This window comes from Jiangella alba, assembly GCF_900106035.1.
Lineage (GTDB): Bacteria > Actinomycetota > Actinomycetes > Jiangellales > Jiangellaceae > Jiangella > Jiangella alba.
The window spans coordinates 846250-871997 of sequence record NZ_FNUC01000003.1; the positions used below are offsets into that span (position 1 = coordinate 846250).

General features: G+C 74.1%; 31 protein-coding genes. 13 read left to right on the top strand and 18 right to left on the bottom strand.

Annotated features, from left to right (window positions below; genetic code table 11):
• Window positions 1-3 precede the first annotated feature (3 nt).
• The 8 genes from BLV02_RS36350 to BLV02_RS06585 are packed head-to-tail and all read right to left on the bottom strand — an operon-like array spanning window position 4 to window position 9245.
• Window positions 4-2439 carry an MGH1-like glycoside hydrolase domain-containing protein gene (locus BLV02_RS36350; RefSeq protein ID WP_069114621.1) on the bottom strand — a complete coding sequence of 812 codons (2436 nt, stop codon included), beginning with the start codon at window positions 2437-2439 and terminating at the stop codon, window positions 4-6.
• Window positions 2440-2447: 8 nt separating this feature from the next.
• Entirely contained in the window at window positions 2448-3218 is a 771-nt protein-coding gene (locus BLV02_RS06555) for an HpcH/HpaI aldolase family protein (protein ID WP_069114620.1), read from the bottom strand.
• Window positions 3219-3236: 18 nt separating this feature from the next.
• Window positions 3237-4178: an aldo/keto reductase gene (locus tag BLV02_RS06560; protein ID WP_069114619.1), complete on the bottom strand. Its 942-nt coding sequence runs from the start codon at window positions 4176-4178 to the stop codon at window positions 3237-3239.
• Window positions 4179-4180: 2 nt separating this feature from the next.
• The gene (locus BLV02_RS06565) at window positions 4181-5020 is read right to left on the bottom strand and encodes an ATP-binding cassette domain-containing protein (protein ID WP_069114618.1); all 840 of its coding nucleotides are present in this window, start codon (window positions 5018-5020) and stop codon (window positions 4181-4183) included.
• Between the two features lies 1 nt (window position 5021).
• Entirely contained in the window at window positions 5022-5822 is an 801-nt protein-coding gene (locus BLV02_RS06570; protein WP_069114617.1) for an ABC transporter ATP-binding protein, read from the bottom strand.
• Complete coding sequence (locus BLV02_RS06575) at window positions 5819-6727, bottom strand: ABC transporter permease (RefSeq protein WP_069114616.1); 909 nt, start codon at window positions 6725-6727, stop codon at window positions 5819-5821. Before BLV02_RS06575 ends, BLV02_RS06570 begins: the two co-directional genes overlap by 4 nt.
• On the bottom strand, window positions 6724-7659 hold the full coding sequence (locus BLV02_RS06580) for an ABC transporter permease (RefSeq protein WP_069114703.1): 936 nt from the start codon (window positions 7657-7659) through the stop codon (window positions 6724-6726). The genes BLV02_RS06575 and BLV02_RS06580 overlap by 4 nt, the downstream gene beginning before the upstream one ends.
• Before the next feature lie 2 nt (window positions 7660-7661).
• Window positions 7662-9245, bottom strand: a complete 1584-nt coding sequence (locus tag BLV02_RS06585) for an ABC transporter substrate-binding protein (protein ID WP_069114702.1) — start codon at window positions 9243-9245, stop codon at window positions 7662-7664.
• A gap of 157 nt (window positions 9246-9402) precedes the next feature.
• Here BLV02_RS06585 and BLV02_RS37955 point away from each other — a divergent pair, with 157 nt between their 5' ends.
• The 4 genes from BLV02_RS37955 (at window position 9403) to BLV02_RS06605 (ending at window position 13214) form a co-directional block, all read left to right on the top strand.
• Window positions 9403-11028 carry a four-carbon acid sugar kinase family protein gene (locus tag BLV02_RS37955; protein ID WP_083289160.1) on the top strand — a complete coding sequence of 542 codons (1626 nt, stop codon included), beginning with the start codon at window positions 9403-9405 and terminating at the stop codon, window positions 11026-11028.
• Window positions 11025-12017: a 4-hydroxythreonine-4-phosphate dehydrogenase PdxA gene (gene pdxA / locus BLV02_RS06595; RefSeq protein WP_069114614.1), complete on the top strand. Its 993-nt coding sequence runs from the start codon at window positions 11025-11027 to the stop codon at window positions 12015-12017. Before BLV02_RS37955 ends, pdxA begins: the two co-directional genes overlap by 4 nt.
• Window positions 12018-12032: 15 nt before the next feature.
• A complete protein-coding gene (locus BLV02_RS06600) occupies window positions 12033-12821 on the top strand; it encodes a DeoR/GlpR family DNA-binding transcription regulator (protein WP_171906881.1) in 789 nt (262 codons plus the stop codon).
• Window positions 12822-12899: 78 nt separating this feature from the next.
• Window positions 12900-13214 (top strand): cupin domain-containing protein, encoded by a 315-nt coding sequence (locus BLV02_RS06605; RefSeq protein ID WP_083289159.1) that lies wholly within the window; start codon window positions 12900-12902, stop codon window positions 13212-13214.
• 50 nt (window positions 13215-13264) lie between these two features.
• On the opposite strand, the gene BLV02_RS06610 is transcribed toward BLV02_RS06605, so the two are convergent.
• The 4 genes from BLV02_RS06610 to BLV02_RS06625 all read right to left on the bottom strand — a co-directional run bounded on the left by BLV02_RS06610 (window position 13265) and on the right by BLV02_RS06625 (window position 16596).
• Window positions 13265-14383 carry a hypothetical protein gene (locus BLV02_RS06610; RefSeq protein WP_216094551.1) on the bottom strand — a complete coding sequence of 373 codons (1119 nt, stop codon included), beginning with the start codon at window positions 14381-14383 and terminating at the stop codon, window positions 13265-13267.
• A 187-nt stretch (window positions 14384-14570) separates the two neighbouring features.
• Window positions 14571-15269 carry an SDR family NAD(P)-dependent oxidoreductase gene (locus BLV02_RS06615; protein ID WP_069114699.1) on the bottom strand — a complete coding sequence of 233 codons (699 nt, stop codon included), beginning with the start codon at window positions 15267-15269 and terminating at the stop codon, window positions 14571-14573.
• Entirely contained in the window at window positions 15266-15700 is a 435-nt protein-coding gene (locus tag BLV02_RS06620) for a nuclear transport factor 2 family protein (protein WP_074946175.1), read from the bottom strand. Before BLV02_RS06620 ends, BLV02_RS06615 begins: the two co-directional genes overlap by 4 nt.
• Window positions 15697-16596, bottom strand: coding sequence for a helix-turn-helix domain-containing protein (locus BLV02_RS06625; protein ID WP_069114612.1), 900 nt, complete (start codon window positions 16594-16596; stop codon window positions 15697-15699). The genes BLV02_RS06620 and BLV02_RS06625 overlap by 4 nt, the downstream gene beginning before the upstream one ends.
• A 72-nt stretch (window positions 16597-16668) precedes the next feature.
• Here BLV02_RS06625 and ilvD point away from each other — a divergent pair, with 72 nt between their 5' ends.
• Window positions 16669-18360, top strand: coding sequence for a dihydroxy-acid dehydratase (ilvD, locus tag BLV02_RS06630; RefSeq protein WP_069114611.1), 1692 nt, complete (start codon window positions 16669-16671; stop codon window positions 18358-18360).
• On the opposite strand, the gene BLV02_RS06635 is transcribed toward ilvD, so the two are convergent.
• A complete protein-coding gene (locus tag BLV02_RS06635) occupies window positions 18357-19010 on the bottom strand; it encodes a TetR/AcrR family transcriptional regulator C-terminal domain-containing protein (protein WP_069114610.1) in 654 nt (217 codons plus the stop codon). The genes ilvD and BLV02_RS06635 overlap by 4 nt on opposite strands.
• Before the next feature lie 79 nt (window positions 19011-19089).
• Here BLV02_RS06635 and BLV02_RS06640 point away from each other — a divergent pair, with 79 nt between their 5' ends.
• The gene (locus tag BLV02_RS06640) at window positions 19090-19773 is read left to right on the top strand and encodes an NAD(P)-dependent oxidoreductase (RefSeq protein ID WP_069114609.1); all 684 of its coding nucleotides are present in this window, start codon (window positions 19090-19092) and stop codon (window positions 19771-19773) included.
• Between the two features lie 3 nt (window positions 19774-19776).
• On the opposite strand, the gene BLV02_RS06645 is transcribed toward BLV02_RS06640, so the two are convergent.
• Window positions 19777-20427 (bottom strand): maleylpyruvate isomerase N-terminal domain-containing protein, encoded by a 651-nt coding sequence (locus BLV02_RS06645; RefSeq protein WP_069114608.1) that lies wholly within the window; start codon window positions 20425-20427, stop codon window positions 19777-19779.
• Window positions 20428-20506: 79 nt separating this feature from the next.
• Here BLV02_RS06645 and BLV02_RS06650 point away from each other — a divergent pair, with 79 nt between their 5' ends.
• Together BLV02_RS06650 and BLV02_RS06655 are read left to right on the top strand one after the other, a co-directional pair.
• Window positions 20507-21064 carry a pyridoxamine 5'-phosphate oxidase family protein gene (locus tag BLV02_RS06650; RefSeq protein ID WP_069114607.1) on the top strand — a complete coding sequence of 186 codons (558 nt, stop codon included), beginning with the start codon at window positions 20507-20509 and terminating at the stop codon, window positions 21062-21064.
• Between the two features lie 16 nt (window positions 21065-21080).
• Window positions 21081-21518, top strand: coding sequence for a hypothetical protein (locus BLV02_RS06655; RefSeq protein ID WP_069114606.1), 438 nt, complete (start codon window positions 21081-21083; stop codon window positions 21516-21518).
• Here the strand turns inward: BLV02_RS06655 and BLV02_RS06660 are convergent.
• The 4 genes from BLV02_RS06660 to BLV02_RS06675 are packed head-to-tail and all read right to left on the bottom strand — an operon-like array spanning window position 21431 to window position 23057.
• Window positions 21431-21754 (bottom strand): type II toxin-antitoxin system RelE/ParE family toxin, encoded by a 324-nt coding sequence (locus tag BLV02_RS06660; RefSeq protein ID WP_069114605.1) that lies wholly within the window; start codon window positions 21752-21754, stop codon window positions 21431-21433. The two genes, BLV02_RS06655 and BLV02_RS06660, sit on opposite strands and share 88 nt — an antisense overlap.
• Window positions 21751-21990: a type II toxin-antitoxin system ParD family antitoxin gene (locus tag BLV02_RS06665; protein ID WP_069114604.1), complete on the bottom strand. Its 240-nt coding sequence runs from the start codon at window positions 21988-21990 to the stop codon at window positions 21751-21753. The genes BLV02_RS06660 and BLV02_RS06665 overlap by 4 nt, the downstream gene beginning before the upstream one ends.
• 48 nt (window positions 21991-22038) lie before the next feature.
• Window positions 22039-22503 carry a hypothetical protein gene (locus BLV02_RS06670; protein WP_069114603.1) on the bottom strand — a complete coding sequence of 155 codons (465 nt, stop codon included), beginning with the start codon at window positions 22501-22503 and terminating at the stop codon, window positions 22039-22041.
• The gene (locus tag BLV02_RS06675; protein ID WP_069114602.1) at window positions 22494-23057 is read right to left on the bottom strand and encodes an RNA polymerase sigma factor; all 564 of its coding nucleotides are present in this window, start codon (window positions 23055-23057) and stop codon (window positions 22494-22496) included. The genes BLV02_RS06670 and BLV02_RS06675 overlap by 10 nt, the downstream gene beginning before the upstream one ends.
• 234 nt (window positions 23058-23291) lie before the next feature.
• On the opposite strand from BLV02_RS06675, the gene BLV02_RS06680 reads away from it, so the two are divergent.
• From BLV02_RS06680 to BLV02_RS06700, 5 genes are read left to right on the top strand one after another with little or no spacing between them, the layout of a single operon-like run.
• Window positions 23292-23684, top strand: a complete 393-nt coding sequence (locus BLV02_RS06680; RefSeq protein ID WP_074946177.1) for an Asp23/Gls24 family envelope stress response protein — start codon at window positions 23292-23294, stop codon at window positions 23682-23684.
• Window positions 23685-23689: 5 nt separating this feature from the next.
• The gene (locus tag BLV02_RS06685) at window positions 23690-24010 is read left to right on the top strand and encodes an Asp23/Gls24 family envelope stress response protein (protein WP_141711845.1); all 321 of its coding nucleotides are present in this window, start codon (window positions 23690-23692) and stop codon (window positions 24008-24010) included.
• Window positions 24007-24186, top strand: coding sequence for a hypothetical protein (locus BLV02_RS06690; RefSeq protein ID WP_069114600.1), 180 nt, complete (start codon window positions 24007-24009; stop codon window positions 24184-24186). Before BLV02_RS06685 ends, BLV02_RS06690 begins: the two co-directional genes overlap by 4 nt.
• 1 nt (window position 24187) lies before the next feature.
• Window positions 24188-25081, top strand: a complete 894-nt coding sequence (locus tag BLV02_RS06695) for an Asp23/Gls24 family envelope stress response protein (RefSeq protein WP_069114599.1) — start codon at window positions 24188-24190, stop codon at window positions 25079-25081.
• Window positions 25078-25650 carry a hypothetical protein gene (locus BLV02_RS06700; protein ID WP_069114598.1) on the top strand — a complete coding sequence of 191 codons (573 nt, stop codon included), beginning with the start codon at window positions 25078-25080 and terminating at the stop codon, window positions 25648-25650. Before BLV02_RS06695 ends, BLV02_RS06700 begins: the two co-directional genes overlap by 4 nt.
• The last annotated feature ends 98 nt before the right edge of the window (window positions 25651-25748 follow it).

Sequence of the window (25748 nt, forward strand, 5' to 3'; positions counted from 1 at the left end):
GCGTCAGGTCAGTGCGACGGTGAGCGGGGCGAGCCCCGGAGCCACGGCGGCCTCGACGCCGTCGAGCGAGACCCGCAGCCCCCTCTGGGCGTCGAACGCGATGTCGACGGTGTGGCCGGCGACCCGCACCCCGCGCAACTCGAACCACGTCAGCCCGATGTCGAGGGGGTCGACGGTGACGGCGCCGGGCCCGGCCTCCAGCCCCGCGACATAGCGGACCAGGAGGTCGATGACGAAGGAGTGCAGGTAGTCGACCTCGTCGCTGATCGCCTCGCCGGTCTCACTGTTGTAGTGCTCGACGAGGTACGGGGTGCGGCCGTCGCGCTGCTGGAAGTGCAGCAGGGCGTACGAGCGCAGCAGCCGGCCGAACGCGGCGTCGTAGCGGTGGCCGAACCGCCGGCTGGTCGCGCCGACACCGTCGATGACGACGCTGTTGGTATAGGGCCAGGTCGGGCCGTTCCAGGAGCAGCCGTTGCGGCCCTTGACGAACACGCCGCGCCAGTCGCCGGTGGCGCTGTAGACGGGGGAGTCGGGTGCAGTGGACGGCAGCGGCGCACCGGTGCCGAACAGCCGCAACGCCGCCTCGAAGCCGGGCAGGTGGTCGGCGCCGACGATGCCGGCCCAGTACGGATAGAACCCGACGACGTTGCGGACCATCGCCTTCTCGTCGGTGCGATGGTGCAGGTCGTAGAAGAACCCGGGGGCGCCGTCCCACTGCTTCGCCAGCACGTCGGCCGCGACGGCGTCGGCGAGCGCGTCGAACTCGGCGGCGGGGCCGTCGCCGCCGGTGTCGCCGCTGGTGTCGCCGCCGAGCAGCCGGGTCAGGCCGGCGACCCCGCGGGCGTTGAGGTAGTGGTAGATCGCGCGGTCGACCCGTTTCAGCGGCGTGTATCCGGACCGGTCGCGCGGGTCGGCGGGGTAGTCGTGGAAGGCCCAGTAGCTGGGCTGGTACTCCTTGCCGGTGAGGATGTGCTCGGTCTCGATCGGCAGTTCGTCGCCGCCGGTCGCGAGCTTCGCGCGTTCGCCGCGCACCTGCGCCGCCAGGGAGTCGCGCATGGCCGCCGCCCCGTCGGCGTCGCGGTGCACGAGGGCGTACTGGTAGCTCGCCCAGCCGAGGAAGTTCGCGTACGCGTGGAACTCGCCGGCCACCGTGCGGCTGCGATACAGCCCGTCGTCGCCCTGGGCGGCTCGCAGCGTGCGCCACAGGCCGGTGCCGAGGGACGGGTCGGGATGCCAGCGCGCCTCGAGCAGGTGCATCGGGCTGGACAGCGGGATCAACTTGCTGAACTCCCAGCCGGCCGGATGCCACGGCGTCTTCGTCATCTTGTGCGCGCGCCCCTCGTAGAACAGGGCGTCGGGCAGCCCGCCGATGCCCGGGACGGCGAGGTTGTGCCGCAGCAGGAACCAGCGGTAGGCCCACGTGCGGGTGAGGAGTGCGTCGCTGCAGCTGAACGACGGGACGGGGTCGAACCAGCGCTGGTAGGACTGCTCCTGCCGATGGATGACGGGGTGCGACGACACCGGCGCTGGGCTGCGGCCGGCTGCCGCCGCACGACCGTCGCCGCCGGCTGCCGGGTCGGCCGGGTCACCTGCCGGCCGGGTGGCGGTGCCGTTCGTGGGCACGGTCGTGCCGTCGGCGGGGGCGGCGGCAGGGGTTGCGGGCGCGGCTGCGCCGTGGGCTGGGGTGGTTGCGCCGTAGGCGAGGGCGGCGTCGTGGTTGGCCGGGATGGTTGCGCCGTTCGCGGGCGCGGTCGTGTCGTGGGCTGGGATGGTTGCGCCGTCGGCGGGGGCGGCGGCAGGGGTTGCGGGCGCGGCCTCGTGGTCGGCCGGGATGGTGGCGCCGTTCGCGGGGACGGCGAGCACGCCGTCGAGCCGGCCGGCGAGGTCGTCGCGGGTGTCCGTCTCGGCGAGCCCCAACGCCGCCGCGACGACGACGTCCAGCTGGGCGCCGGGCTGGATCGTCAGGCCGTCCCACAGCGCCGGCTCGGACGAGCGCACGAGCGCGACGACCGTGAAGCCGTGCCGTTCGACCGGCCGCGAGCCGAAGCCGTCGGCGCCGATCCAGGAGCGGTCGACGTCGAGGCGCAGCGCCACCGGATCGGCGCCCCGGTTGGTCCACAGCTGTCGCGACACCGCGCAGTCGTCCCAGGTGACGAACTTGTCTTCGACCAGTTCGACGCCGCCGGGGGAGACCGCGGACACCGTCAGCCGGCTCGGGCGCCAGCGCGCGTCCCACGGCGCCGGCAGCTCCACACCGGACACGGTGAACAGCAGCGGGATGTTGAGCTTGTGCACGAGATCGATCGCGCCGGCGAAACCGGGCCGCTCGTCGAGGTAGTCGGCCCAGAGCCGGGCGCCGGTGGGTCCGAGCAGAAGCGTGCCGGGCCGGGTGCGCAACCCGCGGCGCCCGGTGACCAGCGCGTCGTCGATCGATCTCATGGCAGGCCTCAGTTCCGCGCCGCCGCCAGGTGTGCGGCCGCCGCCTGCTCGAGGTGCACGAGGTCGGAGCTGACCGTCGCGAACGTGAATCCCTGCGCCAGCCGGCGGTGTGCCGTGGCGCCGTCGGGGCAGTGGATGCCCGCCGCGATGCCGCGCGCCGACGCCGCGGCGGCGACCCGGCCGGCCGCCGTGTCGAGCTGGTCGGCCACCGCCGGATCGGTGGACGACGCGCCGCCGAGCGCCAGGGTGAGGTCGGACGGCCCGACGTAGACGCCGTCGAGGCCGGGCGTCGCCGCGATGGCCTCGACGTTCTCGAGCGCGGTCAGCGTCTCGATCATCACCGCGCAGAACACGTGCGCGTTGGCCTCGGCCGGCGCCGGGCCGATGCGCAGACCCGCCCGCATGGGCCCGTAGCTGCGGCCGCCTTCGGGCGGGTAGCGGCAGGCCCGGACGGCGGCCGCGGCCTGCTCGGCGCTGTCGACCAGCGGGACGATGACGCCGTGGGCGCCGGCGTCGAGTGCCTGCCCGATGAAGGTGAGGTCGTTGGCCGGCACCCGGACCAGGCCCGCGCTGCGACCGCCGGCCTCGATCGCCAGCAGCGCGGCCAGCCAGCCCCGGTAGTCGAGCAGGCCGTGCTGCGCGTCGATGCCGACGTAGTCGTAGCCGAGCCGGGCGATGCGCTCGGTGCCGACCGGGTTGTCGGTGGCGATCCAGTAGCCGACGGAGCGCTCGCGGCGGCGCAGGCGCCCGACGGCGTCGAAAGCGGCGGAGGTGGTCACGGGCAGGACTCCAGACTCTCAGCGGTTGTAGGCGGGCATCGGGCCGCGCAGCCGGTGGCCAACATCGTCGCAGCGGTCCACGACGTCGGCGGGCAACGGCCCGTGCCCCAGCGCCGTCAGGTTCGCCGTCAGGTGCGCCGGCTTCGACGCGCCCAGCAGCACCGACGCGACCACCGGTCGCGATGCCAGCCAGCGCAACGCCAGCTCCGGCAACGACACTCCGGCGTCGGCCGCGATGTCCGACAGCGCGCCCACCGCCTCGAACATGCGGGGGTCCCAATAACGCTCGCGGTACATCGGCGACAGCCGGGAGGTCGCGAACCGGCCCTCGCCGGGCGCCGTCTCGAAGCTGTACCGGCCGGACAGCAGGCCTCCGCCCAGCGGGTTGTACACCATGGTCTCGATGCCGCTGGACCGGGCGAACCCGGCGTACTCGTCGTCGATGCGACGGGCGACGAGGTTGTAGAGCTGCTGCGCGACGACCGGACCCGGCAGCCCGGCCGCGGCGAACAGCTGGCGTAGTTCGGTGATCTGCCAGGCGGCGAAGTTGGACACTCCGACGCGGCCGATGAGTCCCTCGTGCGCCAGCGCGGCGACCTCGGCGACGGTCTCGGCCGGCGGCGTCGCGGGATCGGGCTGGTGCAAGTAGAACAGGTCGACGTGGTCGAGCCGGAGCCGGCGCAGGCTGCCCTCGAGGCAGGCCCGGACCGCCCGCGGCGACAGCGGGGGCGCGTCGCCGGCGTCGGGGTGCGCGATGCCGGCCTTCGTCGCGACACTGAACCGGCCCGGACGCCGGGCCAGGAGGTCGCCGAGCATCTCCTCGGTGGCGCCGCCGGCGTAGGCGTTAGCGGTGTCGATCTCGGTGACGCCGGCGTCGTGGGCGAGGTCGAGCAGGCCGGCCGCGGTGTCGTGGTCGACGGTGTCGCCGAACGTCATGGTGCCGAGTACGGCGCGGGGCATGCTCACGAGATGGCTCCTGCACTGGTCGCGGGGGCGAACAGCCGCGGCTTGCGGCCGGTGATGAGGGCCGGGTCGAGCGCGGCGCGGCGCAGCCGCCGGGTGTAGTCGTGTTGCGGCCGGGTCAGCACCTCCTCGGTGGGGCCGTGCTCGACGAACCGCCCTTCCGACATGACGGCGATTTCCTGGCTGATCTCGCGGACCACACCGAGGTTGTGCGAGATGAACAGGTACGCGATGCCTTCCTGCTGCTGCAGCTCGCGCAGGAGATCGAGCACCTGAGCCTGCACCGAGACGTCCAGTGCGCTGGTGGCTTCGTCGCAGATGAGGACCTTCGGCCGGCTGGCCAGCGCTCGCGCGATGCCGATGCGTTGTCGCTGGCCGCCGGAGAACTCGGGCGGCCGCCGGTCGGCGTGTTCGCGCTTCAGGCCGACCCGTTCCAGCAGCTCGACGGCCTGCCGGCGGCGCTCGGCGCGGTCGCCGACGCCGCGCAGCCGGAGCGGCTCGGCGACGATGCCGGCCGCCGTGAGGTGTGGGTCGAGCGAACCGTAAGGGTCCTGGAAGATCATCTGGATGTCGCCGCGGAGCGGCCGCAGCTCCTTCTCCGTGAGGGTGGCGAGATCGCGCCCGGCGTACCGGATCGATCCCGCGGCCGGAGTCTCGAGCCGCACCAGCGTGCGAGCCAGTGTCGACTTCCCGCAGCCGGACTCGCCGACGACGGCCAGTGTGCGGCCGGCCGCGAGGTCGAAGCCGACGCCGTCGACGACGCGGTGTCGACGGCCGTGGGTGGTGAACTCGACGGCGAGGTCGCGCACGAAGAGCAAGGGGTCGTTCCCGCTGTTCATCTCAGGCTCCTTCCCAGGCGCCCAGCCGCGGCACGGCGTCGAGCAGCCGGCGGGTGTAGTGCTGCTCAGGCGCGCCGACGACCGCCTCGACCTCGCCGCTCTCGACGAACCGGCCGTCGCGCATGACATGGACGCGGTCGCTGACCAGCCGGGCCACACCGATGTCGTGGGTGATCATCAGGATGCCGGCCGACGTACGGTCCTGGAGGTCCATCAGGAGGTCGAGGATGCCGGCCTGAACGGTGACGTCGAGCGCGCTGGTGGGCTCGTCGGCGACCAGCAGGTGGGGGTCGATGGCCAGGGCCATCGCGATGAGCACCCGCTGCAGCATGCCGCCGGACAACTGGTGCGGGTAGGCGTCGAGGCGGCGCCGCGGATCGGTGATGCGCACGGAGCCGAGTAGGTCGGCGGCGTGCTCGCGGCGGGCCGTCCTGGACAGCGACGAATCGTTGCGGGCGAGTACCTCGCCGAGCTGGCGGCCGACGGTCGCCACCGGACTGAGCGCGGTCATGGGGTCCTGCGGGATCATCGCGACGGTGCGTCCGCGCAGCTTCGCGGCCGCGGCCGGCCGCGCGACCACGTCGACGCCGTCGATGAGGCAGCGCCCGGACACCACGGCGAGATTGCGCGGCAGCAGCGCCTGGACCGCCATGGCGGTGGTCGACTTGCCGCTGCCGGACTCGCCGATCAGCGTGACGGTCTCGGACCGGCCGACGGTGAACGAGACGCCGTCGACCGCGCGGATCACGCCGCCGGGAGTCATCAGTTCGACCTGCAGATCCTGGACGTCGAGCAGCGTCATCGCGACTCTCCCTTCGCCGCACGCGACCGGGACACGCGGTCGCGCAGCCCGTCGCCGAGCAGGTTCACCCCGACCACCAGGAGCACGATGACCATGCCGGTCAGCGTGACCAGCCACCATGAGGTGGTGATGTAGCCCTGGCCGTCGGAGATGATGCGCCCCCACGTGGGGTGTGGCCGCTCGACCCCGGCGCCGAGGAAGCTCAGCGCGCTCTCGAGCAGCACCGCCTGCGCCAGGAGCAGCAGCATGACCACGACGACCTGGTTGATGATGTTCGGCACGACATGACGCACGAGCACCGCCGCCCGGCGCAGGCCGAGCACCCGCGCCGCGGCGACGTACGGCTTCTCCCGCTCGACCAGCACCATCGCCCGGGTCAGCCGGGCCGGTTCGGGCCACTGCGCGAACGCGATGACCAGCGTGATGACGGTGATGGACGGGCCGAATAGTGCCACCACGAGCAGCAGCAGGAGCAGCAGCGGCACCGACATCTGGGCTTCGAGCAGGCGCGACACGACCGCGTCGACCCGGCCGCCGTAATAGCCCGCCGCGGCGCCGGCGATGACGCCGACCACGCCGGACACCAGAACCGCCAGGACGCCGATGGTGAGCGACACCTGGCCGCCGTGCAGGATGCGCGACAGCAGGTCGCGGCCGAGCTGATCGGTGCCGAACAGGTGACCGTCGGTGAACGGCGGCAGCCGGCGCTGGGAGAGGTCCTGCTCCAGGGGGTCGGGCAGCGGCAGCACGTTGGCCAGCAGGATCGGCACGACGACGACGCCGGCCAACACCGCGCCGAGGACGATCTTGAGCCGGCTGGCCCGCCGGCGCAGCGCCGCCGCCGAGGCCTTGAGCCGGTCGGCTGTGACGGCGCTCGGCCGGGCGGCCTGCGTGTGCGTCGTCATCGCGACACCGCCTTTCCGACGCGCACCCGCGGATCGAACAGCGGGTACAGGAGGTCGACGAGCAACTGGACGCCGATGGCGAGCAGGCTGGTGACCAGCACCGTCGCCTGGATCAGTGGGTAGTCGCGGGTCTCCAGCGCCCGCACCACCAGCGAGCCGATGCCGGGCCAGGCGAACACCACCTCGACCACGACGACCCCGTTGAGCATGGCCGCGAACCTGGTGCCGAGCGCCGTCACCACCGGGATGGAGGAGTTGGCGAACGCGTAACGCCAGGTCAGCGCCCGCTCCGCGACGCCGCGCGACCGTGCCACCGTCACGTAGGGAGCCGAGAGGTTACCGGCCATCTCGCGGTGCACCAGCCGGGAGATCAGTGCGATCTGCAGCAGTGCGATGGTGACCGCCGGCAGCACCAGCGCGGACCACGACGTGAACCCGGACGCAGGGAAGATCGGCACCACCACGGAGAGCAGCGTGAGCAGCATGATGCCGGTCCAGAACTCCGGCATCGACTGCCCGGCGATGGTGCCGATGTTGGCGCCGACGTCCCAGCCGCTGTTCGCCCGGCGGGCGGTGAAGATGCCCAGCGGGATGGCGATGAGCGCCGTCAGCAGGATGGCGGCGCCGGCCAGCGTGATGGTGTACGGCAGGCGGTCGAGGACGACGTCGAGCGCCGGCTGGCGGAACGAGTAGGACAGGCCGAGATCGCCCTGGACCAGGCCGGTGACGAAGTGCCAGTACTGCTGCGGGACGGACCCGACCAGGCCGAGCTCCTCGCGGATGGCCTGCAGGTCCTCCGTCGTGGCCGTCGGCCCGCCGATGGCGGCGGCTGGATCGCCCGGCGCCAGCCGGACCAGCACGAACACCGTCGAGACGATGAGGAACACCGTGAGCAGGCTCTGCGCGACCCGCAAGGCCAGATAGCGCGCCATGATCACCCCTCCTCGAGCCGCACGGCGGCGAGGTCGTAGGAGTTGATGGGCAGCAGGTCGAGGCCGCTCACGGTGTCGCGATGGGCGAGCAGGACGTCCTGCGTGAACGCCCACATGGTCGGCCAGAGGTCCCAGATCGACTGCTGGACGTCGCTGAGCAGGGTGGATCGGCGCTGGTCGTCGGTCTCGGCGGCGGCCGCGCCGATGCCGCCGGCGATGTCGTCGTAGACGAAGCCCATGAACGCGTCGCCGGTCTGCTCCATCTCGGGCGTGCCGCCGAACAGACCCTTGAGGCTGGTCAGCGCCAGGCCGGTCTGGTTGCCGTAGCCGTTGCCGATGATGTCGAAGTCGCCGCCGCGGCCCTGCCGCCAGGTGGGGAGATCGCCGCCCGGCTCGAACTGGCGCAGGTGCACCCGGACCCCGATGTCGCCGAGCATCTGTGCGATCGCCTCCATGACGTAGGCGTCGGACGCGAACTCGCCGGACTCCCAGATGACCGTCAGCTCGAGGTCGTCGACGCCCTCGGCGTCGAGCATCTGCCTGGCCTTGCGGGGGTCGAACTCGAACCGGCCGACCTCGACCGCGCCGTCCAGGCTCAGCGGCACGACACCGTTCGTCGGCGTGACGCTGTCGAGCAGGACGTCGCGCACGAGACTCTCGCCGTCGACGGCCAGGCTCAACGCCTGCCGCACCGACGCCTTCGACAACGGGTGCTCCGGAGGTTTGCGGAAGTTGTAGAAGAGCTGCACGAGCCGGGTGCCCTGAGCCTGTAGCAGGCTGATGCCGGGCAGGCCGTCGAGTTGCTCGGCGGAGTCGGGTGAGATGGAGTCGATGACGTCGACCTCGCCGCTGCGCAGCGCCAGCACCCGGCTGGTCTCCTCGGGCAGGAACCGGATGCGCACCTGTTCCACGCCGGGCGCCGGGCCCCAGTAGTCGGGGTTCGCCGCCAGCGTGTAGTCGCCGGTGCCACGGTTGGCCTGCGTGACCACGTACGGCCCGCTGCCGACGCCGTCGGCCAGTTCCTCGGGCAGATTGGCGGCCGCCGGGGTGATGAGGATGTTGCTCATGAGGGAGTCGAGCCCGACCAGCGGCCGCTGCGTGACGAGGTCGAACGTACGGTCGTCGACCTGCTGCACCGTCGGCCACTCCGGGAACTGGTTGCCGACGAACGACGCCTCGACCTGCTGGTACATCTGCAACGCCGCGCTGACGTCGGCCACCGCGACCGGTGTGCCGTCGGAGTACACCGCCTCGGGGCGCAGCCGCACGCGCCAAGCCGTCGGCGAGGCGAGTTCGAAGCTCTCGGCCAGCACCGGTTCGGCGCGCAGGCCGTCGCCGATGCGGGTGAGTGCCTGCCGCACGGCCCGCTGGACCGTGACGTGCGCGTCGAACTGGTTGAGCTTGTTGTCCAGGCTGACCAGCGATCGGTTCAGCGCCAGCGTCAGGGTGCCGGCGCCGGACGTGCCGGTGGGGCCGGCACAGGCCGCGAGCGCCGGGCCGAGCGCGATGCCGGCGCCGGCCGCGAAGCCGGCCCGCAGCAGCTCGCGGCGGCTGAGGCCGCGGCGCTGCCGTGCGTTGCCGTTCATCGTCACCTCCGAGGTGTCCGCGAAGTTGTGCGGATCACACTTGCACCTTTGCGCGAAACGCGCAAGTAACGTAGCGTTCATTCTTGCCGGGAAGAGTCGTCCCGGCGCAGGGCTCTGATCGGGCGCTGCCGTATCGACGCAGGAAAGGAGCGTGCTCATGGGAGAACCAGTGGTCTTGATCGCCGACGACCTGACCGGTGCGGCGGAATCCGCCGCCGCCTTCGCCCTGCGCGCTCCGCGCATCGTCGGCCTCGATACATGGCGTTCCCTGCGCGCATCGCACACGTCCGGCGTGGTCGCCGTGGACACCGACTCACGTTATGTCAGCCCAGAGCTGGCCGCCGAACGGTGCCGCGCGGTGCTCGCCCTGCTGCCGCCCGGCGGCGTTGTGGTCAAGAAGATCGACTCGACGCTGCGCGGGCCGCTGGCGGCCGAGGTGGCGGCGCTGCGCGAGCTGGGCGGGCTCCTCGTGGTCTCGCCCGCGCTGCCCGCGCTCGGGCGCACGGTCGTCGGGGGCGTGGTGCTGGTCGACGGCGTGCCGCTCGAGCGGTCCGCGGCGTGGGCGGCCGAGCCGCGGCCGGCGCCCACCTCGGTGGCCGAGGCGCTGGCGCCGCTGCCGGTGGTGGTGGTCTCGCTTGCCGCGGTGCGCGGCGGCGCGGACACTCTGGCGACGGCGCTGCGCGTGGCGGCGGACGGCCACCAGGTCGCGGTCTGCGACGCCGAGACCGACGACGACCTGGACCGCATCGTCGCGGCTGCGCCGGCGGCTGCCGGTGACCTGCCGGTCCGCTGGGCCGGGTCGGCCGGGCTGGCGCATGCGCTGGCCCGCGCGCAGGTGGCGGCCGACGCCCGTCTGCCGGGGCGACCACCTGGTGTGGCCGGGTCGGCTGGCGGGTGGCCGGGCGGGTCGTCGGGTGGAACGCCGGGTGGGGTGGCGGCGGCCGGCGGGCCGCCGGGGTCGCCGCCGGGTGTGGCGGCTGGCGGGCGTGGTCAGCTTGGGTCGCCGCCGGGTGTGGCGGCTGGCGCGGGCGGTCGGCCGGGGCCGCTGTCGGCCGGGCCGATCCTGTTCGTCGTCGGGACGGCCGCAGCGGCGGCGCGCGCCCAGCTCGCGGCGCTGGCCGAGCACGTCGAGACGGTGGTGGAGCTCGATCCCGACGAGCTCACTGGCCTCGCCGATCCCCCCGATCCCGCTGATCCCGCCGCGCCTGCTGGGCGCGCCGCACCTGCCGATCCCGCCGCGCCTGCTGGGCGCGCTGAGCCTGCCGCGCCCGCTGGTCCCGTTGGGCGCGCCGCGCCCGCTGGTCCCGTTGGGCGCGCCGCGCCCGCTGATCCCGTTGGGCGCGCCGCGCCCGCCGGGCCCGCTGATCCCGCCGAGCCTGCTGGTCCCGCCGGCATGGCCGGAATCGCGCACGACCTCGCCGGCCGCACCGCCGGGCGCACGGCCGTCGTCCATCTTGCGGACGCCGCCGGGGCGGCACGGTCGCCGGCGGCGGTCGAGGCGCTGGCGCGGGTGATCGCGCCGGCCGCCCGCGAGCATCCGGCGCTCGTGCTCACCGGCGGCGAAACCGCGCGTGCCGTCCTCGTCGCCCTCGGGGCCGTCGAGCTGCACGTCCGCGAAGCGTGGGACGACGGCGTCGTCGTCAGCGCCACGCCTGACGGCCGGATCGTCGTCACCAAACCCGGCGCGTTCGGCGATCCGCACGCGCTCGTGCGCATCGCCGAACGCCTCACCGGAACCCGGCAGTCGCACGTCGAGCACAGCCCGCACGAGGAGGACACATGAAGACACCACTGGTCGCCGTCACCATGGGCGACGGCGCCGGCGTCGGCCCCGAGGTCGTCGTACGGGCGCTGGCCGACCCAGAGGTGCGGTCGCTGTGCCGGCCGGTGGTCGTCGGCGATCTCCGGCGGCTACGCGACGCCGCCCGCATCACCGGGGTCGAGGTCGAGGCGCGGGCCATCGACGGGCCCGAGGACGCCGCGTTCGAGCCGGGCACCATCGACGTCGTCGACCTCGGGCTGCTGCCGGCCGATCTGCCGTACGGCGAGCTGTCGGCGGTCGCGGGCGACGCGGCGTACCAGTACGTGAAGGTGGCCAGCGAACTGGCCGTCGCCGGGCGGGTGCAGGCCATCTGCACGGCACCGCTCAACAAGGAGGCGCTGCACGCCGGCGGTCACCCGTACCCCGGGCACACCGAGTTGCTGGCCGAGCTGTGTGGTGTCGACGAAGTGTCGATGATGCTGTCGACGCCCACGGTGAAGGTCATCCACGTCACCACCCACATCGGGCTGGTCGACGCCATCGAGCGGATCGACGACGCGCTGGTCGAGCGGACCATCCGGCGCGGCGACGCCACTCTGCGCGACGCCGGCCTGGCCAGGCCGCGGCTCGGCGTGTGCGGCATCAACCCGCACGCCGGCGAGAACGGGCTGTTCGGCCGCGGCGAGGAGGCCGAGAAGATCGTCCCGGCGGTGGAACGGTGCCGTGCCGACGGCCTCGACGTGCACGGCCCGCTGCCCGCCGACACCGCGTTCTTCCTGGCCGGCCGCGGCGACTACGACCTGATCGTGGCGATGTACCACGACCAGGGGCACGGCCCGGTGAAGGTGCTCGGGCTCGAAGCGGGCGTGAACATCAGCGTCGGGCTGCCGGTCATCCGCACATCCGTCGACCACGGCACGGCGTTCGACATCGCCGGCACCGGCCGCGCCGACGCCGGTAGCATGATCGAGGCTCTGCGCCAGGCGGCCGCGCTCGCGCCGAGCCCGTAGCGAGCGAGGTGGGGGATGAACGACCGGCTGACCGCACGCGACCGGCGACGCGCCATCGTCGACATGGCGTGGACCGACGGGCGGGCCGGGGTCGGCCAGCTGGCGGCGCACTTCGGCGTCACCGAGTCGACCATCCGCCGCGACCTCGCGCTGCTCACGTCGCAGGGCCAGCTCGCCCGCACGTACGGCGGAGCCATGGCGCACGGCCTCGTCTACGAGGCCTCGCTGGGCCAGCGAGCACGGGAAGGGTTCCGGCAGAAGCAGGCCATCGCCGCCTGGGCGGCCGAGCAGATCGGCCCCGGCGAGACCGTCCTCCTCGATGCCGGCACCACCACCGGGCAACTCGCTCGTGAGCTGCGCGAACGCGAGCAGCTCACGGTCGTCACCATCGGGCTCACGGTGCTCAACGAGCTGGCCGACGCCGACGGCGTCGACGTGCTGTGCCTGGGCGGGCGGCTGCGGCACATCAGCCAGGGCCTGGTCGGGCCGTTCGCCGAGGCGGCGCTCGAACGCGTCACGGCCGACCGCGCCTTCCTCGGCGCCGACGCCGTCACCGTCGAGAACGGGATCTGCGAGGCCAACCTCGAACAGACCCGCCTCAAGGAGATGATGATGACGCGCGCCGAGCAGGTGTACGTGCTGGCCGACGCCAGCAAGCTCGGACAACGTCCGTTCCACGCGTGGGCGCGTATGCCCGCGACGTGGACACTGGTCACTGACGACGGCGCGCCACCCGCCGAGGTGGAGCGGTTCCGCGCGGCGGGCGTCGAGGTGATCGTCACCGGCACCAAGGCCGCGACCTGACCGACGGGAGGCCCCATGACCGGCACACACGCGCACCGGCGCCGTTTCCCCGGTGGCGCAGTGGGTAATGCGGACGACATGACGTTGCTGACGATCGGCGCCGGGCAGCTCGACGAAGCTCGGCTCTCGTCCGCCGGACGGGCGTCGCGGACCCTGCACAGCGGCGCCCGGTTGCGCCAGACGCTCATCGCGCTCACCGCCGGCACACGCATGAACGAACACCAGAGCCCCGGCGACGCGACCGTGCACTGCCTGCAGGGGCACGTCACGTTGCGCACGCGCGACCGTGCCATCGCCGTCGGCGCCGGTCAGCTTGTCGACGCGCCGCCGGAACGGCACGACCTCCTCGCCGACGAGGACTCCCTGATCATCCTCACCGTCGGCGTCGTCTGACCCGTCGGCGTCGTCCGGCCCGTCTGCGTCGTTCGGCTCCAGGCGCGCCGTCAGCCGCGGCGCGGCCGGGCCGCCCGGCCCCAGGCGTCGAGCAGCCGCGCGGCCGACCCGCCGACCGGGCCGACGACGTCCTCGAGATCCTCCGGCAGCGTCGCCGACTCGACCGCGGCCAGCGCCTGTGCGGCGTCGTCGATCAGCGACGAGCACACCGCCAGCAGGTACTCGGGCACGACGAGGCGCGGGTCGACGCAGCCGACGACGGGCACGCCGGCCGCCGCGATCAGCGGGAACACCGTCCCCGGGATGCCGATGGCGACTTCCGCCCGCGCCGACGCCTGCAGCGACGGGACCGCGCTGATCTCGTAGCGGCTCCACAGCGCCGGGTTCTCCCGCGGGTGCAAGCCGACGAGGACGTGCTTGCCGGCCGCCTCGAGCGCCGCCGCGGCGTCGAGCAGCAGCTGCGTGCCGGGCGCGGCGCCGCCGGTCTGGTCGGGGTACGTGACGCTGGTGAGGACGAGGACGGTGCCCGGCTCAGGCGCCGACGTCGGCAGCGTGTCGGTCTGCGGCGAGCCGACGACGCGGACCCGGCGGCGGGTGCCGAGGTGCCCGGCGAACGAGCGGCCCTCCGCCGCCGACGAGGACGTGACCAGCCGCAGCCGCCGCTCGAACTCGTGCGCCCGGGCCGCCTCGGTGGCGTTGAGGTACGCCAGCGACGACGCGGCCAGCGGCATGTGCCGGCCGGCCGCCGCGGCGCAGTCGGCGGGCCAGTCGGACGCGCCGGTGACGACGAGCAGGTCGGCGGCCGGCTCGTCGTCGGGCGTGACGATGGGGACGGTCTCGCCGGGCGCGATCTGCGACAGGTCCGGGACCAGCTGCCGGACGTCCCAGCCGCGGCGCGCGATCTCGGCCAGCAGCGGCCGCACGTGGTAGGTGCCCCACGGCTCGTTCGTGGCGACGAGGATCCGCGGCCGCCGGACGGCGGCGGACGCCGCGCGCCCACCGGCGGACGCCGCGCGCCCACCGGCGGCCGCAGCGGGCCCACCGGCGGCAGGCGCCGCCGCACCGGCGGCGGACGCGGGGAGCGCGGCCGCGCCGCCGATACCGGCGAGGCCGGCCAGGCCGAGACCGGCGACGAAGGAACGACGGGACGGGCGGGACGAAACGGTCATGCGGCGCACCGTACCCACGCCGCCCGGCCCGGACGTGAACGTCCGGTGAACCAGCCCGCCCAGGCGCGGTCGATCATGGAGGAATCGGGGTTCCCGGCGATGCGGAAGCCCGCTTTCTCGATACGTCAATGCGGTCGCGCGTCAACCGTCGCCCAGCGCGGCGCCAGGGCGGCCGGCGGGAACGCGTCTACCAGGGGACGGGACGGCCGTCGCGGAAGAAGCCGCCCGTCGGGCCGTCGTCGGGCAGGGTCGCCGCCCACACGATGCCGGCCGCGCCGTCCTCGACCGGCCGCCCGCCCGGCCCGCCCATGTCCGTCGCGACCCAGCCGGGGCAGACCGAGTTGACCAGGATCCGGTCGCGCCGCAGCTCGTCGGCCAGCATCCGCGTCACCGCGTTGAGCGCCGCCTTCGTCATGCTGTAGGCGGGCGTGCCGCCGCCCATGCTCGCCAGCGACCCGCCCTCGCTGGACACGTTGACGATGCGCGGGTGGGTGCTCGCGCGCAGCAGCGGGAGCAGAGTCATCGCCAGCCGCCAGGGTCCGTAGACGTTGGTCTCGGCGGCCGCGCGGACGACGTCGAGCTCGGCGGAGGCGGCGCGCTGCCAGGTGTCGTAGTGGATGGCGGCGTTGTTGACGAGGGCGTCGACGCGGCCGAACCGCTCGGCGAGGACGGCGGCGAGGTGGTCCGCGTCGCCGGGGACGGTGACGTCCAGGCGGAACGGGACGACGGCGCCCGGCAGCGCGGCAGCGGCGGCCCGGGCCGCCGCGAGGTCGCGCGCCGTCAGCACGACGGTGTGCCCGTGCGCGGCCAGCTGCCGGCACACCTCCAGCCCGATGCCGCGGTTGCCGCCGGTGACGACGGCGACGACGGCGGCCGGGTCGCTCACGCGGCGACGCGGCCGCCGGCGCCGGCCGCGCACCGCGCCGTCGCGGCCTCGGTCAGGGCGCGGTCGCCCTCCTCGTACGTGGCGTGCAGCGTGATGGCGGCGACGCGGCCGCCGGCGACCCGGATGTCGTACCAGCCGGCCACCATCCAGGTGGAGCGGCGCTCGCCGTCGACGAGGTGGTGGTAGCCGCGCACGGTGGTGGTGCGGCGGTCGCCGTCGGCGAGGACGGGGCCGGTCAGGTGCTGCGTCGCGTCGAAGCCGGGCAGCAGCGCACGCCAGCGCGCCACCACCTCGGGGCCGGGCACGGTCTCGGCCGAGCCGCCCCACAACGAGGTGTAGTCGAGCCGCACCTCGTCGGCAAGGACGGACAGGACGCGGTCCCAGTCCAGGGTGTCGATGGCGTGTAGCAGGGAGGTCACCGAGTTGGTCATGACGCCGAGCCTGCCAAACGCCCGGGCGGCGGCGGAGGGTCCGATCCTGCGGTTCGCAGCTGCGACGGCAGCAGGCCGGTGTGCCGGCGGAACACCCGGCGGAAGTGGCTGACGTTGCTGAGGCCGACGGCGTAGGCGACCTCCGGCACGCTCAGCCGGCTGCCGAGCAGCAGCGACTTGGCCCGCTCCATGCGCCGCGACGTGACGTACTCGTGCGGCGCGAGGCCGGTGGACGCCTTGAAGGCGCGGGCGAAGTGGAACGGGCTGAGCGTGGCGGCGGCGGCGAGGTCCTCGACGGTGAGGGTGTCGCCCAGGCGCGCCTCGACGACGTCGGCGACGCGGCCCAGCAGCACGCGGTCCAGCCGCCCGGCGGCGGCCCGCCCGGCGGCGGCCCGCCCGGTGGCCGCCCGCCCGGACGGCGCGAGGCCCGCGTAGTGCCCGACGACGTGCTCGGCCAGCCGGTGCGCGAGCACCCCGGCCCGCACGTCGTCGACGAAGGTGAGCCCGAGGTGGGCCCGCTTGAGGATGGACGCGGTCGCGAGCACGACGGCGTCGCGCACGCCACGCAGCGGCTCGATCTCCGGCGTCCGCGACGACCCCGCCGCGGCCCGCAGCAGCGCGTCGTCGGGGTAGATCTCGACCAGCTCGTCGGTGCGGGTGACCTCGCTCCAGTACACCCGCGACCGCCCGTTCGCGAACACGTCGCCGGGCCGGATGTCGAACCGGTCGCGCCGTCCGTCCGACTCGGTGACGACGCCGTGGTGCTCGGCGAACGAGACGCCGATCTGCTGTTCGGCGCTGACGGTGACGACGCCGCTGGGCGGGTGCCAGCAGTACACCGACCGCAGCCCCGGCCAGCGCAGCTCCGAGCGCCGGGCGCGCGGTCCTGGATCCATGCCCCCAGTATCGGACGTCCCGGATTCCGGACCCACGTCTCTCCAGCCGGACGACGGTACTAGCGTGGCTCCATGACCGTGACACCCTCGAAGCCCGACCTGAAGCCACACTCCCGGGCGGTCACCGACGGTCTCGAACGCGCCGCCGCCCGCGGGATGCTGCGCGCCGTCGGCATGGGCGATGACGACTGGGAGAAGCCGCAGATCGGGGTCGCCTCGTCCTGGAACGAGATCACGCCCTGCAACCTGTCCCTCGACCGCCTCGCGAAGGCGTCGAAGGAAGGGGTACACGCCGGCGGCGGCTTCCCGCTCGAGTTCGGCACCATCTCGGTGTCCGACGGCATCTCCATGGGCCACGAGGGCATGCACTACTCGCTGGTGTCGCGCGAGGTCATCGCCGACTCCGTCGAGACGGTCTTCGGCGCCGAGCGGCTCGACGGCGCGGTGCTGCTGGCCGGCTGCGACAAATCGGCCCCGGCCATGCTGATGGCGGCCGCGCGGCTCGACGTCGCGGCCACGTTCCTGTACGCGGGGTCCATCCTGCCGGGCAGGGTCGGCGACCGTGACGTCACCATCATCGACGCGTTCGAGGCGGTCGGCGCATGCGCCCGCGGGCTCATCACCCGCGAGGAGGTCGACGAGATCGAGCGGGCCATCTGTCCGGGCGAGGGCGCCTGCGGCGGCATGTACACCGCCAACACCATGGCCAGCGCCGCCGAGGCGCTCGGCATGTCGCTGCCGGGCAGCGCCGCGCCGCCCGCCGTCGACCGCCGCCGAGACGGCTACGCGCGCAAGTCCGGCGAGGCCGTCGTCGAGCTGCTGCGCCGCGGCATCACCACGCGCGACATCCTGACGAAGGAGGCGTTCGAGAACGCCATCGCCGTCGTCATGGCGGTCGGCGGGTCCACCAACGCCGTCCTGCACCTCATGGCCATCGCCTACGAGGCCGGGGTGAAGCTCGAGCTCGACGACTTCAACCGCATCGGCGACCGCGTGCCGCACCTCGCCGACGTCAAGCCGTTCGGCCGCTACGTCATGACCGACGTCGACCGCGTCGGCGGCGTGCCGGTCATCATGAAGGCGCTGCTCGACGCCGGGCTCATGCACGGCGACGCGCTCACCGTCACCGGGAAGACGCTGGCCGAGAACCTCGCCGACATCGCGCCGCCCGACGTCGACGGCAAGATCATCCACGCCATGGGCGACCCCATCCACCAGACCGGCGGGCTGACCGTCCTGCGCGGCTCGCTCGCGCCCGACGGCGCCGTCGTCAAGTCGGCCGGGTTCGACACCGCCGTCTTCGAGGGCACCGCCAAGGTGTTCGACGGCGAGCGCGGCGCCATGGACGCCGTCGAGAACGACACGCTGGAGAAGGGTGACGTCATCGTCATCCGCTACGAGGGCCCGAAGGGCGGCCCCGGCATGCGCGAGATGCTCGCCGTCACCGGCGCCATCAAGGGCGCCGGCCTGGGCAAGGACGTCCTGCTGGTCACCGACGGCAGGTTCTCCGGCGGCACCACCGGCCCGTGCATCGGCCACGTCGCGCCCGAGGCCGTCGACGGCGGGCCCATCGCGTTCGTCCAGAACGGCGACCGCATCCGGCTCGACCTCGCCGCCCGCACCCTCGAGCTGCTGGTCGACGACGACGAGCTGGCCCGCCGCCGGGCCGCCTGGACGCCGCCGGCGCCGAAGCACGAGCGCGGCGTGCTGGCGAAGTACGCGAAGCTGGTCGGCTCGGCCGCCAACGGCGCCGTCTGCGACTAAGCCGTAGCGCCCTGGTCCTCGTCGGGCCGCAACCCGTCGAGGATCAGGGCGAGACCGAACCCGAACTCGTCGCCGTAGTCGTAGCCGGGCTCCAGCACGTGCGTCGTCATCAGCTCCATGAGGTGTGGATACGCGCCCTCCGGCAGGCCGGCCCTGATGCCGTCGGTCACCTCGCCGATGTCGCCGTCGCCGGTGAACGGCAGGCTCAGCTCCTGCAGCACGAACCCGTAGAGATAACTGTCGATGACGGAGACGGCGTGCGCGGCCAGCACGACGGAGAAGCCGCCGGCCCGCAGCGCGCCGAGCACGGCGTCGTGATGGCGCAGCGTCGCCGGTCCGGGGTGGCCGCGGGAGTCCATCAGCCCGACCGCCCACGGGTGCCGCTTCAGCGCCGCCCGGGCTGAGGCCGCGCGGTCGCGCATGGCGGCCCGCCACTCGGCGCCGTCCTCGGGGAGCGCGATCTCCGCGAACACCGCGTCGACCATGCCGTCGAGGAGGTCGTCGCGCCCGGCGACGTGGTTGTAGAGCGACATCGCCTCGACCCCGAGCCGGCCGGCGATGGCCCGCATGCTGGCCCCGGCCTGCCCCTTCTCGTCGGCCAGCGCGACGGCCGCCGCGACGACGCGGTCGCGGGTGAGCGGCGCTCGCACGGTGTCGTCTCCTCGCCCTTGACGTACTTACGGTGTAAGCCTAGCGTTACTTACAGCGTAAGTTCGAAGGGAGCCGGACATGAAGGTGTGCGTCGTCGGGGCGTCGGGGAAGCTGGGGCAGTACCTCGTGCGCCATGCGCTGGACCGCGGCTACGAGGTGGTGGGCGTGTGCCGTGAGAAGAGCGTGCCGAAGCTGGCCGCCGTCGCCGATCGCATCACGATCGTGCCGGGGCCGACGAACGACCGCGAGGTCATCGGCGCGGCCGTCGCCGGGTGCGACGGCGTGCTGAGCGTGCTCGTCCCGTGGGGCGTCCAGCAGTACTCGTCCGGCACGGCGCAGGCGGTGCTCGACCTCGCCGAGCCGGACGCGCGGCTGGTCTTCTCCTGCGGCTGGCACATCTCGCGCGACGGCCAGGACCGGTACTCGTGGCGGTTCCGGACGGCGCTGCGGGTCGCGGCCCGCGTGGGGAAGCTGCTGCGCGCCGTCGAGATCGACGACCAGGACGAGGCGTGCCGGCGCATCTTCGCCAGCGACCGCCGCTGGACCGTCGTCCGCGGCAGCGACCTCGAGGAGGGCGACAGCCAGGGCCTGCCGGTGTGGAGCTGGCACGTCGGCGACCCGGTGCTGGAGAGCAACCTCACCCGGCGCACCGACTTCGCGCTGTTCATGATCGAGGCGCTGACGGACGACTCGCTGGTGCGCGAGGCGCCGGCCATCGTCGGCCGGACGACGCCCAGCGCGCGGGCGCACGCGGCGGCGTAGGCCTCAGCCGAGGACGAACGGCAGCCGCTCGGCGACGTCGCCGAGCGCGGCGGTCTCGGCGGCCGTGGGCGGGCGGCGGCCGGTGCCGACGAGCAGCGCGTCGGTGTCGGAGAGCGAGGCAGGGAAGGTGACCCCGGCGATGCGCTCGAGCGCGGCCCGGCCGGCGGCCAGGGTGTCGGCCGGCGGACCGGGCGGCCCGGACAGCAGGTGGGCGACGAGGTCCAGGTGGTGCAGCGTCCACTCGAGCACGTACGCGGACAGGTAGTCGCCCGCCGTCAGCACCAGGTCCTTGGTCGCGACGACGGCGGCGGGGTCGGCCAGCGCGGCCGCCCGGCCGGCCGCCGCGCCGAGGTCGTCGAGGTGGAACTTCAGCAGCGCGGGGTCGCCGTAGGCGGCGGCCAGGCGGGGGATCAGCGCGTCCAGCGGGTCGTCGCCGGTGGGTGGGTCGACCAGCAGCCAGTACCCGTCCGCGTCCGCCGTCGGCTCCGCGTCGGACGGCGTGACCAGCGTGATCAGCACGTCCTGCGCGTCGATGACCAGGTGGCAGACGAGGTCGCGGACCAGCCAGCCGGCGCACCCGGACGGCCGGGCGAAGTCGTCGTCGGGCAGGGCTGCGACGGCGCCGAGCAGCGCCGTCCACGAGCGCGCGAACATCCCAGCACCGTAGCCGACGCCGTCTCGGCCTGTGACCGGCGTCGCTGCCCGATTGCGGCCGCGTCGGTAGGGTGCGACCGTGGGCAAGGTGCACGAATCGATCACTGGCCGGCTCCGCGCGTTCATCGAGGCGCAGCACGTGTTCTTCGTCGCGACGGCGCCGGCCGGCCCCGGCGGCCACGTCAACCTGTCGCCGAAGGGCATCGGCGGCTCGTTCGTCGTGCTCGACGAACACACCGTCGCCTACCTCGACTACACCGCCAGCGGCGCCGAGACCATCGCGCACCTGCGCGAGAACGGCCGCATCACGCTGATGTTCTGCGCGTTCACCGGCCCGCCGAACGTCGTCCGGCTGCACGGCACCGGCCGCTTCGTCACCCTCTACTCGGAGGAGTTCGCCGAGTTGGTCCGGTTGTTCCCCGACCGCCGCGGCGCTCGTGCCGTCATCGTCGTCGACGTGCACCGGGTGTCCGACTCCTGCGGCTACGGCGTCCCGTTGATGGACTACGCCGGCGAACGCGACCTGCTGCAGCCGCACATGGAGCGCAAGGGCGAGGACGGCCGGGCCGACTACCGGCGCCGCAAGAACGCCACCAGCCTCGACGGCCTCCCCGCGTTCGACTACGACCCGGCCTAGCCCTAGCGCGGCGCTGATGAACGGCGGGCGGCTCGGGGTGGGCGGGGCGCTCGCCGGGCTGGCCGGCTCGTACGTGGGGCTGGTGGTGGCGGTCCTCACCATGAGCCTGAACCCGCTGCTGCCGACCGCGGTCGCCGCCGCGACGCCGGTCTGGCTGGCCGCGGTCGTGGTCCTCGGGCTGCCGGCGGCGGGCTGGATCGAGCGCCGGCTGCCGCCCGATCCGCCGGTCGCCCGCCGCTACGGCGCCTACGCCGTCGCCGGTCTGGCGTGCGGCGGGCTGATCGCGCTGCTGGTGGCACTGGTGTTCAGGTCGCCGGACCTCTCGCGCTGGCTGGCGCCGGTACGCGCTGGTCCGCGCGGCGCGGTCTACTCGCGGCCGGTGAACGACGCGGGGATGTCTCGCTTCGTGTGGAGAACTCGCCAGACGTCGACGTGGTCGTCGCGCTCGACGTAGATCCCGAGGTACGGGAAGCCGTCCACCGGAACCGTGCGGAGGCCGCGGAGGTCCAACTCGTGGCCGTAACGCGTGGATCCCACCTCTGGGTGGCGGCCGACGAGGCCGTACGCGCCCTCGAGCGCGTCGATGAAGTCGGCGGCCGCGCGCTGGGCGTGCTCCTTCAGGAAGAAGGAGATCGCGTCGTCGACGTCCTGCGTGACCCGTTCGCGCAGGAGCACGGGCTTGCCGCTCACTCCTCGACCGGCGACCCGATGCGGGCGCGGAGCCCGTCGAAGTAGGCGGCGTCGGCGACACCGGCCGGCGCGGAAGCGGCGCCGTCGAGGACGAGCGCCCGGAGCCGCTGCTGGTCCTGGTCGCGGCGGATCAGCTCTCGCACGTACTCGCTGCTCGTGCCGTAACCGCGCTCCGCGACCTGCTGCTCGACGAACGTCTTGAGCGCTTCGGGGAGCGAGATGTTCATGGTGCTCACGAAGGCAGGATAGCCCGCCGATGGCAAGAATTGCCATGCCGCGCGGAGTCAGGCGGGCCGCTCGTCCACGTCGCCGATGTGGACGTCGATGCGGGCGGCGGGAAGCGGCGGTGCGTCCGCGCCGAGGACGGAGCGGACCGTCTCGTACGCCGCCCGCCGGACGGACTCGGCGAGCGGGTGGACCGGTTCGGGGTAGCGGACGGCGACGGTGACCAGCAGTGACGTGAGGAGGTCGCCGTCGAGGTCGAGCCGGACGTGGGTGGCCTGCACGCCGTCGACGGCGTCGACGGCGGCCTGGAGGTGACTGGTGACCACCTGGTCGCTGACGTGGAAGACGCCGGCGCCGTCGTGGGCGCGCACGGGCCGGGACCGGCGGGTGGCGGCGAGGACGGACTGCAGGATCCGCTGCGACGACGCCGTCCAGCCGTGGTCGGTGTAGCCGCGCAGTGCGGACGCGGCGCGGTCGACCACGGCGGTGCCGGGATCGTCGCCGGAGCCGGGGGTCAGCGCCATGCGGCCAGCCTCTCCGCGAGCCGCCGCCGGGCCCGGTGCAGCAGTCCGCGGACGACGTCGCGGGAGGTGTGCATGATCTCGGCGATCTCCTCGTAGCTGAGCTCGTCGACCTCGCGCAGCAGCCAGGCCACCCGCTGCGGCTCGGGCAGGCCGGCCAGCGCGTCGTCGAGCGCGGCCACCAGCTCGTTCTCGATGATGCCGTGCGCGGGGTCGCCGCCGGGGTCGGCCGGCGCCGGGTGCTCGCCGGCCTCCAGCGGGACGGGGCGGCGCTTGCGCCGCACGTTGTGCGCCTTGTTGAGGGTCAGCCGCAGCAGCCAGCTGCGCAGCGCCGCCGCGCCGCGGAAGTCGGCCAGGTGCCGCCACGCCGCCAGCAGCGCGTCCTGCACCGCCTCCTCGGCGTCACCGTCGTCGAGGAGGACCCGGCGGGCGAGCCGGTACATGACCGGGCCGTGCCGCCGCGCGATGACGCCGAAGGCCACCCGGTCGCCGAGTCCCGCGCGGCGGGCCAGGACCAGGTCGTCCAGCTGCTCCGGCAGCCCGGACCCGTCGCTCACACCGATCCCATGACCGGAATGTCGGAAAACATGCGTGACGTCCGTCCGGGATCGCGTGTCTAACGACTGACAGCCGCGCGAGCGGTCAGCGACCAGGGGGAGGTCAGCGATGACCACGGACGGACCGACCATGCCGTCGACGGCGAGCAGTGGGGGACGAGCGGGGCGAGCGGGACGACGAGCGGGGCGTCCGCCGCGACCCGCGAGCAGCAGCGGGAGCCGGCGCAGGGGCCGCTGGTGACGGAGATGGGCCGGACCACCATCGCCGACAGCGTCGTGTCGAAGATCGCCGGGATCTCCGCGCGCGAGGTCTCCGGCGTGCACGACCTCGGTGGCGGGGCCGCCCGGATGGTCGGGGCCATCCGGGAACGGATCCCCGGCTCGCGCACGAACCTCCAGCAGGGCGTCTCGGTCGAGGTGGGAGAGCGCCAGGCGGCCGTCGACATCGACATCGTCGCCGAGTACGGGGTGTCCGTCGTGGACCTCTCGACCGGCATCCGGCGCAACGTGATCGCCGCGGTGGAGCGGATGACCGGGCTCGAGGTCACCGAGGTGAACGTCACCGTCAACGACGTCTACCTCGAGGGCGAGGACGACGGGGACCAGCGCGAGAGCCGGGTCGAATGATCTCGATGGAGCGGCTGACGGCGGACGCCGACCCGGCCGAGATCGTCGCGGCGGCCGTGGGCGCGGTGCCGGGCGTGGCGGGGCTCTACGGCGGGCTGTTCGGCGAGGTCGCGACGCACCTCGTGGGCCGGCGGGTGCCCGGCGTCCGGATCGACGACGTCGGCAACGCCGAGGTGCACGTGGTCGTGCACTGGGACCAGCCGGTGCCGGCGACGGCGTACGCCGTCCGGCGGGCGGTGGCGCGGCTGGTGCCCGGCGAGGTGCACGTGGTGGTCGACGACGTCGCCGGGCCGGCCGAGCCCGCGGGTCACGGGGGCGGCGCATGAACACGGTGACCATCGGCCTGTTCGCGGGCCTGCTGCTCGGGGTGGCCGCGGCGGCGGGCGGCTTCTGGGGGTTCGTCGTCGCGGTGCTGCTCGGGCTGCTGGGCGCGGCGGTGGCCGGCCAGGTGTCCGGCGAGCTGGACGTCACCGCGGTCCTGCGCGGCCGGGACCGGGAGTGACGTGACCACGGGGGTAGAGGCGGCGGAGGCCGACGCCCGCGGCCGGCTCGTCATCCACGAGCGCGTCGTCCGGAAGATCGCCGAGCAGGCCGCCGCGACCGTCGCCGGGCGCACGGAGCAGACCACGATGTGGGAGCGCCTCGGCCGCCGGCGGCTGCCACACGCCTCGGCCCGGGTGCTGGGCCGGCATGTCCGCGTCGAGGCCGAGGTCAGCGCGCCGGGGGGTCGCGCGCTGCCCGGCCTCGCCGCCGACGTCCGCGACGCCGTCGCCCGCGAGGTCGGCGAGCTCACCGGGCTCACCGTCGACCGCGTGGACGTGCGAGTGGCGGCGGTCGCGCCGTACCGGCCGCCGCCGGAGGCCGAGCCGCTGCCGGCGGCGGGCCGGCCGGCCGCGCCCGGGATCGCCCGCAAGGCCGGGCTGCTGGTGGCGCTGCTCCTCGTCGCGCTGGGCGCCGCCGGCGTCTACGACGCGCTGGTGCAGGGCGACGTCGTCGACGGGCGGAAGTTGGTCGAGCCGGCGCTGGAGTGGCTGGACGGGCTGGAGCCGCAGGACTGGATGGTTCCGGCCGGCATCGCAGTCGCCGTCGTGGGCCTGCTGCTCGTCCTGGCGGCGCTCTGGCCGCGGCCGCGCCGGTCGCTCCCCGTCGCGGCGCGGACCGGTGTGTTCGCCACGCGCGGCGCCGTCGAGGAGCTGACGGTCGACAGCGCGGCCGGTCATGGCGGGGTGCTCGACGCGAGCGCACGGGCACGGCGGCGGGGCGTCCGCGTCCGGGTGCGCACGGACGGCGAGCCGGGGACGCCCGCCGAGGTGCGGCAGGGCGTCACCGAGCGGCTGGCCCGGCTGGTCCGGACGCCGAAGGTGCGCGTGGGCGCACGGCGGAAGGAGCGGCGGTGAACCGGGCGGCGGCCGGGGCCGAGCGGCTCGCCGTCCTGCTCGTGGGGCTGGCGTTGCTGGCACTCGGTGCGGCGGCGGCCGCCTGGGAGCTGGACTGGATCCCGGACGCCGTCGACCGGCTCGACGTCTCGGCGCTGCTCGGCCGCACCGACGAGAGCTGGTGGCCCTGGGCGGTCGGGCTGCTGGGTCTGCTCCTGCTGGTGCTCGGCCTGCTGTGGTTGCGGGCGCACGCGCACCGCCGCAGCCTCGGCCGGCTGACTCTGCCCGGGACCGGACGCCGCGGGGCGCTCGAGGCCGACTCGGGCGCGTTGGTCGACGCGGCGTCGGAGGCGCTGGACGAGACGCCGGGCGTGACCGCCCGTGGCGGCCGGATCTGGCGCGACCAGCGCGAGGTGGTCGTGGAGTTGCGGGCCGCCCTCGACCCCGGCGCCGACCTGGACGAGGTCGCCGAGGCCGCCGACCGGGCGGCGTCCGTCCTCGGTGCCGGCCTCGGGCCGCAGGCGCCGGCGCGCTGCCGGGTGCTCCTGGTCCGCGGCCGGCGGCGGGCCCGGCGGACCAGGGTGCGGTGAGCCCCGGAGCGGCCCGGGGCGACGCGGGACCGGCGGGAGGCGCGGTGCGGGGGACCGCGCCTCCCGCCCAGCATCTGAACGCCGATTCCGGATGGTGA

What these genes read in the sequence shown, in the direction of transcription:
- BLV02_RS06645 (WP_069114608.1), bottom strand. Translation starts at nt 20,427, where the DNA reads ATGTTCGCGCGCTCGTGGACGGCGCTGCTCGGCGCCGTCGCAGCCCTG.
- BLV02_RS06655 (WP_069114606.1), top strand. Translation starts at nt 21,081, where the DNA reads ATGAACGGCGGGCGGCTCGGGGTGGGCGGGGCGCTCGCCGGGCTGGCC.
- BLV02_RS06620 (WP_074946175.1), bottom strand. Translation starts at nt 15,700, where the DNA reads ATGACCAACTCGGTGACCTCCCTGCTACACGCCATCGACACCCTGGAC.
- BLV02_RS06560 (WP_069114619.1), bottom strand. Translation starts at nt 4,178, where the DNA reads ATGCCCCGCGCCGTACTCGGCACCATGACGTTCGGCGACACCGTCGAC.
- ilvD (WP_069114611.1), top strand. Translation starts at nt 16,669, where the DNA reads ATGACCGTGACACCCTCGAAGCCCGACCTGAAGCCACACTCCCGGGCG.
- BLV02_RS06600 (WP_171906881.1), top strand. Translation starts at nt 12,033, where the DNA reads ATGAACGACCGGCTGACCGCACGCGACCGGCGACGCGCCATCGTCGAC.
- BLV02_RS06670 (WP_069114603.1), bottom strand. Translation starts at nt 22,503, where the DNA reads ATGGCGCTGACCCCCGGCTCCGGCGACGATCCCGGCACCGCCGTGGTC.
- BLV02_RS37955 (WP_083289160.1), top strand. Translation starts at nt 9,403, where the DNA reads ATGGGAGAACCAGTGGTCTTGATCGCCGACGACCTGACCGGTGCGGCG.
- BLV02_RS06580 (WP_069114703.1), bottom strand. Translation starts at nt 7,659, where the DNA reads ATGGCGCGCTATCTGGCCTTGCGGGTCGCGCAGAGCCTGCTCACGGTG.
- BLV02_RS06690 (WP_069114600.1), top strand. Translation starts at nt 24,007, where the DNA reads ATGAACACGGTGACCATCGGCCTGTTCGCGGGCCTGCTGCTCGGGGTG.
- BLV02_RS06585 (WP_069114702.1), bottom strand. Translation starts at nt 9,245, where the DNA reads ATGAACGGCAACGCACGGCAGCGCCGCGGCCTCAGCCGCCGCGAGCTG.
- BLV02_RS06685 (WP_141711845.1), top strand. Translation starts at nt 23,690, where the DNA reads ATGGAGCGGCTGACGGCGGACGCCGACCCGGCCGAGATCGTCGCGGCG.
- pdxA (WP_069114614.1), top strand. Translation starts at nt 11,025, where the DNA reads ATGAAGACACCACTGGTCGCCGTCACCATGGGCGACGGCGCCGGCGTC.
- BLV02_RS06575 (WP_069114616.1), bottom strand. Translation starts at nt 6,727, where the DNA reads ATGACGACGCACACGCAGGCCGCCCGGCCGAGCGCCGTCACAGCCGAC.
- BLV02_RS06565 (WP_069114618.1), bottom strand. Translation starts at nt 5,020, where the DNA reads ATGAACAGCGGGAACGACCCCTTGCTCTTCGTGCGCGACCTCGCCGTC.
- BLV02_RS06640 (WP_069114609.1), top strand. Translation starts at nt 19,090, where the DNA reads ATGAAGGTGTGCGTCGTCGGGGCGTCGGGGAAGCTGGGGCAGTACCTC.
- BLV02_RS06610 (WP_216094551.1), bottom strand. Translation starts at nt 14,383, where the DNA reads ATGACCGTTTCGTCCCGCCCGTCCCGTCGTTCCTTCGTCGCCGGTCTC.
- BLV02_RS06625 (WP_069114612.1), bottom strand. Translation starts at nt 16,596, where the DNA reads ATGGATCCAGGACCGCGCGCCCGGCGCTCGGAGCTGCGCTGGCCGGGG.
- BLV02_RS06570 (WP_069114617.1), bottom strand. Translation starts at nt 5,822, where the DNA reads ATGACGCTGCTCGACGTCCAGGATCTGCAGGTCGAACTGATGACTCCC.
- BLV02_RS06605 (WP_083289159.1), top strand. Translation starts at nt 12,900, where the DNA reads ATGACGTTGCTGACGATCGGCGCCGGGCAGCTCGACGAAGCTCGGCTC.
- BLV02_RS36350 (WP_069114621.1), bottom strand. Translation starts at nt 2,439, where the DNA reads ATGAGATCGATCGACGACGCGCTGGTCACCGGGCGCCGCGGGTTGCGC.